The 12,184-nt window shown below is 63.1% G+C and carries 10 protein-coding genes; all 10 read left to right on the top strand.

All coding sequences use genetic code 11. The annotated features are described in order from the left end of the window. Positions 1-392 precede the first annotated feature (392 nt). The 10 genes from H6718_25730 to H6718_25685 all read left to right on the top strand — a co-directional run bounded on the left by H6718_25730 (position 393) and on the right by H6718_25685 (position 12,172). Positions 393-2,465 (top strand): DUF1592 domain-containing protein, encoded by a 2,073-nt coding sequence (locus H6718_25730; protein MCB9588838.1) that lies wholly within the window; start codon positions 393-395, stop codon positions 2,463-2,465. Next, positions 2,462-3,772 (top strand): DUF1552 domain-containing protein, encoded by a 1,311-nt coding sequence (locus H6718_25725; protein ID MCB9588837.1) that lies wholly within the window; start codon positions 2,462-2,464, stop codon positions 3,770-3,772. The genes H6718_25730 and H6718_25725 overlap by 4 nt, the downstream gene beginning before the upstream one ends. A 9-nt stretch (positions 3,773-3,781) precedes the next feature. Next, on the top strand, positions 3,782-4,930 hold the full coding sequence (locus H6718_25720) for a hypothetical protein (protein ID MCB9588836.1): 1,149 nt from the start codon (positions 3,782-3,784) through the stop codon (positions 4,928-4,930). A 224-nt stretch (positions 4,931-5,154) separates the two neighbouring features. Next, positions 5,155-7,617 (top strand): hypothetical protein, encoded by a 2,463-nt coding sequence (locus H6718_25715; protein ID MCB9588835.1) that lies wholly within the window; start codon positions 5,155-5,157, stop codon positions 7,615-7,617. 74 nt (positions 7,618-7,691) lie between these two features. Continuing rightward, the gene (locus H6718_25710) at positions 7,692-8,321 is read left to right on the top strand and encodes a metallophosphoesterase family protein (GenBank protein ID MCB9588834.1); all 630 of its coding nucleotides are present in this window, start codon (positions 7,692-7,694) and stop codon (positions 8,319-8,321) included. A 205-nt stretch (positions 8,322-8,526) separates the two neighbouring features. Then, complete coding sequence (locus H6718_25705) at positions 8,527-9,525, top strand: hypothetical protein (GenBank protein ID MCB9588833.1); 999 nt, start codon at positions 8,527-8,529, stop codon at positions 9,523-9,525. Positions 9,526-9,612: 87 nt separating this feature from the next. After that, positions 9,613-10,785, top strand: coding sequence for a SpoIIE family protein phosphatase (locus tag H6718_25700; protein ID MCB9588832.1), 1,173 nt, complete (start codon positions 9,613-9,615; stop codon positions 10,783-10,785). Then, positions 10,782-11,252 carry a hypothetical protein gene (locus tag H6718_25695; protein ID MCB9588831.1) on the top strand — a complete coding sequence of 157 codons (471 nt, stop codon included), beginning with the start codon at positions 10,782-10,784 and terminating at the stop codon, positions 11,250-11,252. The genes H6718_25700 and H6718_25695 overlap by 4 nt, the downstream gene beginning before the upstream one ends. Beyond that, positions 11,249-11,608 carry a hypothetical protein gene (locus H6718_25690; protein ID MCB9588830.1) on the top strand — a complete coding sequence of 120 codons (360 nt, stop codon included), beginning with the start codon at positions 11,249-11,251 and terminating at the stop codon, positions 11,606-11,608. The genes H6718_25695 and H6718_25690 overlap by 4 nt, the downstream gene beginning before the upstream one ends. 228 nt (positions 11,609-11,836) lie before the next feature. Further along, the gene (locus tag H6718_25685) at positions 11,837-12,172 is read left to right on the top strand and encodes a hypothetical protein (protein ID MCB9588829.1); all 336 of its coding nucleotides are present in this window, start codon (positions 11,837-11,839) and stop codon (positions 12,170-12,172) included. The last annotated feature ends 12 nt before the right edge of the window (positions 12,173-12,184 follow it).

Here is a 12,184-nt window from a genome sequence, read left to right as displayed (position 1 = left end):
TATCACGGGGGATCCAGCCGATCCCCCGGCTTGTGCAAGGTTGTGCAAGTTGCGCAGGAAAACGCGCCCACTGCGGCGAGCATGCGCTCGTCACGGAGCGTGCGCGCGTGCCAACGGACACGCGATGCCGTGTCCACTGTACTGGTCGGTTGGTTGGTGAATTGGAGTCACCGATCCCATGTAGAAAAAACACGCCTTCGGTGATCGGTATTGGTCGCTAGCGCCGCTCCTGGTGTGCTTTGTTGGTGATGCTTGAATCTCCGGGGAAACGGCAACGTGAGACGAAGTGGTCGCGGAAGAAATCTGATCTAGGGATCGCCCGACCCGCATTCGCTCGCTAAGCTCTAGAGGTCGGCGTGGCTCTCCCCATCCCACGCGGCATCGGAGGTAACATGAGACGTTCGACCTGGACGCTGATGCTCACCACGCTATTCGGCGCGGGGGTTGCGTGCACTGGTGTGGTGGCAGACCCGGAGGGGGGTAAGTCAAAGACTGGGTTTCCGGGAGGAGGCGGACAGCAACCACAAGACTCGGATGTGGGTCGCGTGACGATCCATCGCTTGAATCGTGTGGAATACAACAACACCGTCCGCGATCTCTTTGGCACCTCGCTCCGTCCCGCTGACGACTTTCCGGCGGACGACCACGGCTACGGGTTCGACAACATCGCTGACGTGCTCAGTGTCTCCCCGAGCCAGCTCGAACTCTACGAACGCGCGGCTGACTTGCTGTTGGCAGAGGCCCTGGCGCTGCCGGCGCCTGACGCAGAGCTGAGTCAGATTGAGGCGGAAACGCTCACTGGCAGTGTCGGCGCGGCGACCGCGAACGCCTGGAATTTGTGGGCGGAGGGCGAGCTGGGCGCGACCTTCAGCTTGCCAAGTGATGGGCGCTACATTGTTTCCGCGCGGGTCTGGCAACAGGCGGCCGGGGCAGACCCGGCGAAGGCCAACTTGAGCGTCGGTAGCGTGGATTTGGGCGCCTTTGATGTCAACGCCACGAGCGATGCGCCCCAGGTCATCTCGGGGGAGGCGGAGCTCAGCGGCGGCAGCAAGGTTGTCAGCGTACGCTTCGAGAACGACTACTTCGATCAGGCGTCTGGCGACGATCGCAACCTCTACGTCGACTGGCTTCAGATCGAGGGTCCGTTTGGCCTCAGCGCACCAAGCAACGCTCAGCGCGATGCCATCGTCAGCTGCGACATCCAGGCGGAGGGCGAGAGCTGCGCCCGCCAGGTGCTGTCCGACTTCGGCAAGCGTGCGTGGCGCCGTCCGCTGACCAGCGAAGACGTCGAGCAGCTGATGGGGCTCTACCAGGTCGCGATCGATGAAGGCCAAGACCCAAACACCGGCCTGACGCTGGCGCTCAAGGGCTTGCTGCTGTCGAGCCAGTTCATCTTTCGCGTCGAGCTCGATCCGGAGCCCGCATCGCTGGAGCCCCATGCCCTCGGCCAGTACGAGCTGGCCAGCCGCCTGAGCTACTTCCTCTGGAGTTCCACGCCGGACGACGAACTCTTGAACGCGGCAGACGACGGCTTGCTGAGCGACCCTGGCACCCTGGAGCAACAGGTTCGCCGCATGCTTGGCGACCCGCGCTCCAGCGCGCTGGTCGAGAACTTCGCGGGTCAGTGGCTCTTCATTCGTGCGTTGGATGCGCACGAACCCGACACGAACTACTTTGGGGACTACGACGACGCTCTCAGGGAGTCTCTGCGGCAAGAGATGCAGCTCTTCTTTGAAGATTTCCTGAAGGAAAATCGACCGATCGCCGAGCTCTTGACCGCAAACTACAGCTACCTGGACAAGCGCCTCGCGAAGCACTACGGAGTCCAGACCAGCGGGGCGGGCTTTCAGCGTGTCGACTTCGAGGCTGGTGGCGCGGCTCAGCGGGGCGGCCTCTTGCGCCAGGCTGGGCTGCTCACGGTGACGAGCTATCCCACGCGCACCTCTCCGGTGAAGCGTGGCAAGTGGGTGCTGGAACAGCTCCTGTGCTCGGCACCGCCGCCGCCGCCCGCGGACGTGGAGACCGACATCACCTCCGAGGACATCGCCGGCAAGACGCTGCGTGAGGTGCTGGAGGCTCATCGCGCGAATCCCGACTGCGCCACGTGTCATGACGCGATGGATCCGATTGGGCTCGCCTTCGAGAACTACAACGGGATCGGGGCCTATCGCAGCATGGAGAACGGCAGCCCCATCGATCCCACCGGGCAGTTGCCGGACGGAACTGAACTGGCGGGGGCGAGCGACTTGATCGCCGCCGTCGCCGCGGACCCGCGCTACGTGAGCTGCGTTGCAGAAAAGCTCTTCACATATGGTCTGGGCCGTGGCCCGAAGAAGAGCGACCGAACCCGCCTCGTCAACATCGTCGAGGCCGCGGGCGGCGAGCAGGCCAGCCTGGAGAGCTTGATCGTGGGCATCGTGACCAGCGACGCGTTCCGCATGCGTCGCGGAGAGGAGCAGCTGTGAGACTTTCGAGACGTCACTTCCTCGGCGGAGCTGCGGCAACCGTCGCGCTGCCGTTTCTCCCGAGCTTGTTTGGCCGAAGCGCCCACGCGGGCGAACCAGGCACCGCGAAGCGCTTCATGGCGTTCTATGTGCCGTGCGGGATCCACATGCAGAGGTGGACGCCCAGCACGACCGGCGCGGACTACCAGCTGACTCCCATCCTCGAGCCGCTTTCCGCGGTGAAACAGAAGCTGCTGGTGTTGAGCGGCCTGGGGAACGCGCCGCTCAAGCCAGAAGGGGCAGGGGACCACGCCGCGGGAACAGCGGGCTTTTTGACTTGCCGGCACATCGCAAAGACCTCGGGTGAGAGTATTCGCAACGGCATCTCCATCGATCAGGTGTTCGCAAACGCGCTCGCTGAGCAAACGCGCATCCCATCGCTCCAGCTCGGTATCGATGGTGGCGGCGGCATCGGCGACTGCGATTCCGGGTACAGTTGCGCCTACGCCCGCAACATCTCGTGGGCCAGCGAGACGCAACCGCTGCCCAAGACGACCAATCCGAAAGTGGTGTTCGATTCGTTGTTCGACGGCTTCGATCCCAACGCCACCGCGGAAGCGATCGCGCGTCGTCGCAAGTTCCGCAGCAGTGTCCTCGACTACGTGAACCAGGATGCCAACAGCTTGAAAAACAAGCTCGGCAAGACGGATCAGCGCAAGCTTGACGAGTACCTGACCGGTGTCCGCAGCCTCGAGCAACGGGTTCAGGACGCAACCGAGCTCGCCTGTGACCCCATCGAGCGTCCGGGAGACAACTACACGTTCCCCGAGCACGTGAAGCTGATGCTCGACCTCACGGTGATGGCGTTTCAGTGCGACGTCACGCGCGTGGTGTCATTCATGCTGGGCAACGCCGGCAGCGGCCGCTCCTACGAGTTCATCGGTGTTTCCGGGGCGCACCACCAGATATCCCATCACCAAGACCTGCAAGAGAACTTCGACAAGCTTACGGCCATCGACATCTGGGAGGTGACTCAGCTCGCGTATCTGCTCGAGCGCCTCGACGCGATCGACGAAGGCGGCAGGAGCATCCTCGACAACAGCGCCATCTTCTTCTCCTCGGAGATTGAAGACGGCAACAGTCACTCCCACTTCAACATGCCGATCGTCTTGGCGGGCGGGCTCGGTGGCGATTTGCCGACGGGGCGTCACATCAAGTACGGAAACAAGGAACCGGTCGCGAATCTGTTCCTGCGTCTCGCTCAAGGCATGGGGGTGCCTCAAGGCTCATTCGGAGACGACGGGACGGCGCCGCTCGACTTGGGCTAGCATCCGCGGATGCTCATCCGCTCAGCGCTCCTGGGTTCATTGATTGCGCTCACCGCCTGCTCCTCGGAAGGAGGATCGGGGGGTGAGGGGGGCAGCGCCGGGGGCTCTGTTGGAGGCGTTGGCGGCAGCGCGGGGAAATCCGTGGGCGGTAGCGCGGGTGGCTCAGTGGGCGGCAGCGCCGGCGCTGCGGCGAGCGTGGACGTGCGTCAATTCGAAGCGCTGCCTGACAATCCACCCATCGAGCTTCCCGCATGCCCCGAGTGGGATTGTCTGAATCAGTCGGATCCGACGCTTGCCAGATTACCAAGCGGAAAACTGGCTGTCTGGTACGCCGCTGGAGGCGACGAGTCGAGCAGCTTTCCGGTCGTTGGGCGTGCGGTGCTCGAGAGCGACGGCTGGCACCGCGACGCGGCACCGGTGATGGTGCCGGAGACCAACGTGTGGGACGTTGCGCGAGAGACGCCGTCGGTGCTCTGGAACGACGCGCTTCAGCGCTTTGACATCTGGTATCTGGGCTACGCCCAGGACTACTTCACGGATCCCGCAATCGGTCAGGCTCGGTCGCTGGATCCCGACGGAACCACCTGGTCGCGTCCTTCGGCGCCCATTTATCGTCCGTCACCCGGGGCGTGGGATGAAGACTTCATCACCTCGCCCAGTGTGGTCGTGGGGTCAGACGGAGTGTGGCGGCTCTACTACGCCGGGGCGAGCTTTGCGCAGAACGGTGGCCGTATGCGCATCGGGGTCTTGACCTCGACGGACGGCGAGACCTGGACGCCGCACCCTGGCAATCCGATCTTCACGGGAGAGGCGGGCACGTGGGACGAGTCCCTGCTCGACTGCAACGTGCAGTTCGTCGATGGTCGCTACGTGATGTGGTACTCCGCCTTCGACGGCACGCTGGACGACAACGCAGCGATCTCCGTCGGTGTGAGCACATCCAGCGACGGCTACGCATTCCAGAGCGAAGGGGAGCCTATGCTCACCCCCATCCCCAACACTTGGATGGACATGCACGTGCTCGACGTCGAGGTGCTGAAGGAGAACGACGGCTCGCTGTTGATGGTTGGCTACGGTCGGTCCTTTACCAGCCCTGATCCAAACTTTCCGGACTTCAGCCCCGGACGCGTCGGCTTCTGGCGCTCGCCGGCGCTTTGAGTTGCCGTGAGGAAATATTGGGGCAGACAGGCGATTCGGCTGCCTAGGCGTTCGCGACGGCTTTCTTCGTTGCACACGCCCGCGAACGGAGTCGCGGAATGCGCGTGGAAAAACTGCTGCACTGACCACAGGCGCTTGCCCGCGCGTGTGCCACGCTGTGCCGCCCCAGAGCCAAGGCGCTTTCGTGGCGGTTTTTCCTCGGATCGGCGCTTGGCTTGCTCCTTGTGAGCCGCGTGTTGACGATCGACGTCAGTGACCCAACGACACCTCAGATCCAGGAGGAAACACGCTTTGCGGGTCGAGCGCTCGACGCCTTCGCGCTCGGCGATCGCTTGTATGTCACCTCACTTGGAGAGTGCTCCTCATGTGGCGATGGACTCGGAGTGACGGTCCGCGCGCTAGATCTCAGCGGGACGGCGCCACTCTCGGAGCTCGGACAGCTGACCCTGCCTGTCGTGCAGGATGCGTATGGCTGGCTGATCCCCAGCGTCTTGAAGGCAGGGGACTCGCTGTACACTTGGATTCGCACGCCGAACGGTGAGCGCAGCGGGACGCTACAGGCGTTGAGCTTGAATCCCGGAGGAACCGAATTGAGCCTCGGCGCGAGCGTCACCGCCAACTACGAGTTGCTGGACTCATCGCAACTCGATGAGCGCTCCGGAGTGTTACGGGTCATTGGTCAGCCCGGTGCGCTCGGCACCATCAGCCCACCGCTGCTGGAGACATTTGCCCTGCCGCTTGTCGATGGCGCTGCGTCCCTAGCCAGCGTTCCCCTGACTGCGCTCGGAGGTCCCGGCGCTGTGCGCTTCGCTGGGGATCGACTCTATGCAGCGTCCGCCGCCGCAAAGGGCAGTGTGATCGCCGTCGACCTGAGCGACCCCAGTGCACCGATTGTAGGTACCCCGATGCAGCTCGACAGCGCGCCGCTCTACCTGGAGCCTCGCGGAAACGAGCTGTGGGTGCTTGGTCAACGCAGCGACCCCGCGGCAAACATGCAGGAGGTCGCCGTCTACGACATGACCGATGTCAGTGCGGCGGTGGAGCTCGATCGTGCGGATTTTGGGGGAGAGAGCGGTGTGCTGACGAGCGCGCTGGAGCGCGGCGGGCAGCCCCTGAGTTTCCTTGACGGAGGCGGAACCGTCTTGGTGCCCCTGGAGCGCAGCGACCTGAAGACGGCCGCGGGTTGTCAGCGGAACCCGAGCGGAATCCAGCTCTTTGCGTGGGATGGTCAGGCGCTGAGCATCGCCGGATTTGCTGCCGGTGCCGATGCGCCACGCGCCGTCGTCCCGAGTGGTTCCGGGGCCACCGTGGTGAGCCCGGAGGCCGTCATCAGCTATGACCTCTCCGACCGCTCGGCTCCGCAGACACTGAGTGGGGTACCTCTCGCGCGCCAGGTTGACCGCACCCAGGTGATCGACGGACGCGTGTTGCGCATTGGTGGGAACGCGAGGACCAAGTCGTTCGTGCTCGACTCGAGCACGCCAGGTGAGGTGAGCGATCCCTTCGCGGGGGGGAGCATTGGGATTGAGAGCGGTAGCCACGCTGCGTGTAGCTATGGGTTCAGCTATCCCGAACTGTTCGTTCACGGAAGCCTCGCTTACCTCGCGTATGCCGAGGCCGACGCGAGCGGCGCCTCCCACCCAGGGATCGCCGTGGTGGATATGAGCGACGAGCGCTCGCCGAAGCTATTGGCGCAAGAGCTGTTGAGCCTATCGGAGACTGACTTCCGCGGTGGCTACGGGCTCGACGCGGTCGTGGCGAGCGGCGCGCGCGTGGCCCAGTTGGGGTCGACGTTGGGCGTCGTCCAAGCAACGCGAGGTAGCAGAACCGCAGATCCTTCCCGTATGCAGCTCGAGGTTGTCGACCTGTCTGCGCCGGACAATATCCGCACGCAAACGCTTGAGATGCCTGGTAGCTTCGGACAGACGGCGCTCGTAGCCTACGCTGGGCGCTTCTACGCGAGTCATTTCGAGCCAGTTGGTGAGACGCGGGCGCGCTTCTTCCTGGATGTGGTGGACGTCAGCGACCCCAGCACACTCAGCGCTACTTCCATCTCGGCGCCTGGCTCGCTGCTCGGCATCGACGAAGCGAGCGGCAAGTTGCTGTTCCTGTCGTACAGCCGTCAGAGCGAAGCGGTCTCAGATCCGCCCGAGTGCGCCAAGCGCCACGGATCGCGAAGCCATTTCGAGCCTAATGATGGTGGCGGGGGAACGTGCACCTGGTTGCACTACACCGTCCACCTCGCGCACCTCGATGCGGAAACGCTCACCGTCGAGGCGAAGCTGCTACTCAATGATGGAGAGCGACCCGACGGTGTCGCCGTTGGTCAAGGCTTGGCTGTCACTGATGTCCGGGGCTGGTGGGTCGATGGCAACGACCACCTGCCGAGTCAGCTCACCGTGCTGGGCGGAATTGCCGAAGGGAAACTGATGCGTAACGACTTGACGGTCGGCGCCAACACCCAGTCCTACTACACGAGGAGCCTTCAGCTGCTGCCCGGCGCTCGCATCGTGGTAGCCGCCGACCAGCGGCGCGTGGACGTGATTGACGCCAGCGACCCACAGGCGCTCAGGTTTTCCAGCCGCCAGGCGCTTCCCTGGACCGTCTACGATCTGGCCATCGACGGCGATCAAGCATTCGCTGCCCTTGGGTCAGCCGGTGGCTACCAAATTGGCCTCACCCCGTAGCGCCGTGGGGAATGTGGCGGCGGCGTGCTGGAATCTAGTGGCGCCCAGCGCCCCGCGGTGCCAGACGACGCGACATGCGCTTTCTGTGTGTCTCCGACATCCACGGCCACGCTGACGAGCTCAAGGACGTGATCGAGGCGTCTCAGGCTCAGTTCTCCTGGGACAAGCTGATCTGCTGCGGGGATCTGCTGTTCCCTGGGCCGAAGCCGCTCGAAACGTGGAAGCTCCTGATCGAGCACCAAGCGCTGGTGACCCAGGGCTTGGTGGACCGCGCCATTGCAGAGCTCGAGCCGGAGCGCATCAAACCCAAGGACACCGCCGAGGAGGCGCGCCTGAGCCAGCTCTTCGATCTCCATGAGCAGCTCGGTGAGCTGATCGTGATGCGCCTGGGCAAGCTGCCTGTTACCGCGCGGTTGCCTCTCGAGAACGGCGACGAGATGCTGATCGTTCACGGCTCTCCGATGGACCCAACCGAGAGCTTCAGCCCAGAGCTGAGCGAGGACGAGATGAATGCGCTGATCGGCGACGATCCAGCAGACATCATTCTGTGTGGCGGGAGCCACGTCGCCTTCGACTGGGCCGTCGGCGAAACGCGTATCGTCAACGTTGGCTCGGTGGGCGAGGCGCCAGGCGGTGGTTACTCCGCCTACACCGTGATTGAGACGACGCCGCTAGGGATCAGCGTCGAGCAGCTGACGATCTAGCGTTTTACCATCAACGGGTGCTGTATGTTCCCAGGTGGAAACATACAGCCATCAAGCTGACTGAATGGTCGCGTAAACTTCGTGCTTCGGTGCTGAATACCTACACGGACGACGAAGCTACGATATGTTAGCTTCAGAGTTCGTTGTTTCGCAAGGGGCCGAAACTCTCGGCTTTTCAGCACTCGGGGGAGTACGGAGGTCATGGATGAAGCTCGGAAAACTCAGTCTGATCGCACTCATGGGGACACTGCTTGCGGCGCCCGCCTCTGCGAAGCCGAAGCACTCTCCCCCCCCGGAACCCGAAGTCATCGCGAGCTTTGACCAAAGCGCAGGTGAGAGCCCGGAGGACGTCTATCTAGATCCATGGGGAAATGCCTACGTGGTGCTCGCCCTGTCCGGCGAGGTGAGGAAGATCGCGGCGGACGGTACGCAGTCGACGTATGCCCAGCTGCCGATCGGCACTCAGTTCGAGTTCTGTAGTGGTTTCTACTCGCTCGCCGGGCCGATCACCTTCGATCTATTCGGGAACATGTTCATCTCGGTGGGCGCTTGCGGTCCGGTGAATCGTGGCGTTTGGCGTGTGCCACCCGGTGGAGGCACACCGGTTCAGGTCGTTCGTCTTCCGGATGATTCGTTTCCCAACGGCAACGTCCTGTCGGGGGGCAAACTCTATGTCGCTGACTCGAACCTCGCCACCATCTGGGAGATCAACCCTTACAGCAGCGCGGCTGAGGGCAACGCCGCCGAGGTGTGGGCTCAGAGCCCGTTGATCGAGCGCAATGTCGCGGGCGCGGGCTTCCCGGGAGCGAACGGGATCCAGAAGTTCAAGAAGTCGTTCTACGTGGCGGCGACGGACAAGGCGACGATCGTCGAGTTCCCGATCCTGCGCAACGGCACCTCCGGTGAGCCGAGCGTTTACGCGGACACAGCGGTCGGTTGTGACGACATGGCGTTCGACTTCTTTGGAAACCTCTACTGCGCGAGCTTCTTCGACACGGTCTTGAAGATCGATAAGCACGGAGTGGTGGAGACACTGCTGGCGGACGGCGATCTGGACGGCCCGACGTCGGTGGCTTTTGGTCGAACCTGGGACGATTTCCTGGAGATCTACATCACCAACGGGTCCTTCCCCGGCTTCAGCGCCAAGAACACCCCCACCCTGATGCGCTATCGCGTGGGTGCTCCCGGCGCCATCCCTTACTGACCGCGACGTTCGTGACCTATTAGGCCTGGAGGCGCTCGTGCGTCTCCAGGTCTTGCGATAGCATCCCCGTAAGAGTTTGTACCTACCATGCCTGACCAGCCCAACACTGCACCTGACGACGCGATCGCGACCATGAAGGTTGGCGTTTGCGTGTGGGAACTCGAAGAGCCCAACGTCCCCGCTAGCTTGCGCCTCGTGGTCTGCAATGAGTCCGCCGCGAAGTTCATGTCGGTGAAGCGAGAGGATGTGCTTGGAAAGCGCATCCATGACGGTTTTCCCGGCTCAGAAAAGATGCCCCTCGCTGGGATCTTCACCAAGGTCGTAGAAACGGCGCAGGGCATGTTGCTTGGCGACGTGCCCTACGTGGACGAGGTGATCCCGGACAGTGTGTTCTCGATCCATGCTCACTACCAAGGCAAGCGTCGCTGCTGCGTGGAGTTCACCAACGTCACCGAACAGCGGAAGGCAGAGCGTGAAGTGGCGGCGAAGCACGACGAGCTCACGCGTGCCCTGAACGAGCTGTGGAGCGAGATGGACCTCGCTCGCAAGATCCAGACGGTACTCTTGCCCAGCGAGACGAACCTCGATTCCTACGAGGTCGCGGCCTCGATGCGCCCCGCGAGTACGGTTGGCGGGGACTACTACGATGTGGTGCACACCAAGAGCTGCCCTTGGCTCTTGATCGGCGACGTGTCCGGACATGGGGTCAGCGCTGGGCTGATCATGATGATGGTCCAGACCGCGGTACGCACGGCACTCGTCCAGTCGGATGGTACCGCTTCCCCTTCCAGGTTGCTGGCGCAGGTGGCCGCGGCGGTCCAGACCAACTTGGCGCGCATCGGTCAGAACCAGTACATGACTATTTCTGCGTTGAAACTCAACGGCGGGAGAGTGCAGTATGCCGGGCTACACCAGGACGTAGTGGTGTTTCGCGCCGCGACCGGCACGGTCGAAGCGTTCGAGAGCAAGGGCGTGTGGCTAGGCGTGGTTGACCAACCCGGCGATCTGTTGGAAGACTCGAGCATCGACTTGGACGTCGGAGACGTGCTGTTGCTGTTTTCTGACGGCCTGACGGAAGCGCGGGTCAACGGTGAGCTGTTTGGACAGGACCGCATGGTCGGTTTGTTCAAGGAGCTCGCGGCTGCGAACCAGAGCTGCGCGGCCATCACCCAAGCGCTGCTCGACGCCGTTGGTTCTGATGAGTTGGCTGACGATCAAACTGTGGTGGTTGCGCGACGCTTGGCGGAGCGCGGCGAGTGAACGCAGAGCTCGATTTTCAGATCCCGGGCAGGCTTTGGGAGGACGTGCGCGAGGTGCGCTCGCGGATCGCTACAACTGCCAGTGGTTTGCCGCGCGATGTTGCCGCGGCGACCGTGATGTGCGCGTCGGAGTTGGTGGAGAACGCCCTGAAGTATGGGACGGGAGTTCCGGGGCAACTCGAGATCGCCGTGCACCTTCACGTCACCGAGGAACAAGTGACGGTCGAGGTGACCAACGGAGTCGCGGCGATGGACCGATTGAATGACCTGACCAACCGAATCACCCAGATCCAGGCAGCGACAGACCGCCAGGCGCTGTACCTCGCGCGGCTCCAAGAGCTGCTCGATGACCCGACGACGTCGGGCAAGCTAGGTCTCTACCGGATCGGCTACGAAGGGCAGTTCGATCTGAGCTGCAAGTTTGCTGATAATATCGTTTCCGTGCGGGCAACGAGGGGGCTCCAATGAGCGACTACACAGACTACGATCACGCCGGCTTGAAGATCAGCGTCCTGAAGGAGCGCGAGGGCGTTCGGGTGAGCTGGCGCGGCGTCAGCGACACGCGGGATCCATCACTGATCCTGTGGCCCTTCCTCTCGGAGCTGGTCGGCCAGCTCAAGGGTGCGACGGTGGTGCTCGACTTCCGCGACTTCGAGTACATGAACTCAGCCACGGTTTCGCCGCTGATCCGCTTCGTCAAAGAGCTCGATGGCGTTGGGGCGAAGAGCACTCTGCTATTCGACGTGGCGCAGCAGTGGCAGCGGGTCAACGCCCAGTGCATGCGCTCCATCGCACGCACGCTGAACGACGTCACGGTTCCCTAGCCCTTCGGTAGCGTCAGTAGAATTGGCCTAATTCGGCGGCCGACCGCGCGGAACCCGGCGTTTCCCTTCCGTTTGCGGCGCCGCACGCTACCCTCAGGGCGTGGAGCAGCGAATCGCGTGTTCGGCGTCATGCTGATCCTCGCGATTGTCGGCGGGCTCGCGACGCACGCAAGCGGCGACGACCTGCCTCTCGAATCTGTGAAGAAGGACCCCGACAACCAACAGCCTGTGCCCGACGACTGGCGTCCGACGCTGCGGGCCATTGTCGGCGCTTTCGTGCGGAAAGATTTTCGCCTGGCTCAGCCTATTCCCAACGTAGCGCCCGTCTCAAGCGAAACGGCCAAGCAAATCCGCGAGTACGTCGCCGACTACGGAGAGACGCTCGTTGAGCTGACGGATGCGACCTGGCGACGCTCCGTCTGTCAGTGGATGGAAACCCATTGGGATTTGTTGGTCGACCTCGAGACTGAGGAGGGGGGAGTGAGCGACCTGGTGCTGGAGGCCAAGGTCTTCGAAGCGCCGGATGGCTATCGCTTCGAGATCGAGATGGTCTACGTGCCTTGAATCGCGGCTAAA

It is taken from the genome of Polyangiaceae bacterium (genome assembly GCA_020633205.1).
Taxonomy (GTDB): Bacteria; Myxococcota_A; Polyangia; order Polyangiales; family Polyangiaceae; genus JAHBVY01.
Note: the sequence above shows the minus strand (reverse complement) of the source record. Positions and strands in the feature narration are given on the sequence as shown.

What these genes read in the sequence shown, in the direction of transcription:
- H6718_25710 (MCB9588834.1), top strand. Translation starts at nt 7,692, where the DNA reads ATGCGCTTTCTGTGTGTCTCCGACATCCACGGCCACGCTGACGAGCTC.
- H6718_25720 (MCB9588836.1), top strand. Translation starts at nt 3,782, where the DNA reads ATGCTCATCCGCTCAGCGCTCCTGGGTTCATTGATTGCGCTCACCGCC.
- H6718_25690 (MCB9588830.1), top strand. Translation starts at nt 11,249, where the DNA reads ATGAGCGACTACACAGACTACGATCACGCCGGCTTGAAGATCAGCGTC.
- H6718_25705 (MCB9588833.1), top strand. Translation starts at nt 8,527, where the DNA reads ATGAAGCTCGGAAAACTCAGTCTGATCGCACTCATGGGGACACTGCTT.
- H6718_25730 (MCB9588838.1), top strand. Translation starts at nt 393, where the DNA reads ATGAGACGTTCGACCTGGACGCTGATGCTCACCACGCTATTCGGCGCG.
- H6718_25700 (MCB9588832.1), top strand. Translation starts at nt 9,613, where the DNA reads ATGCCTGACCAGCCCAACACTGCACCTGACGACGCGATCGCGACCATG.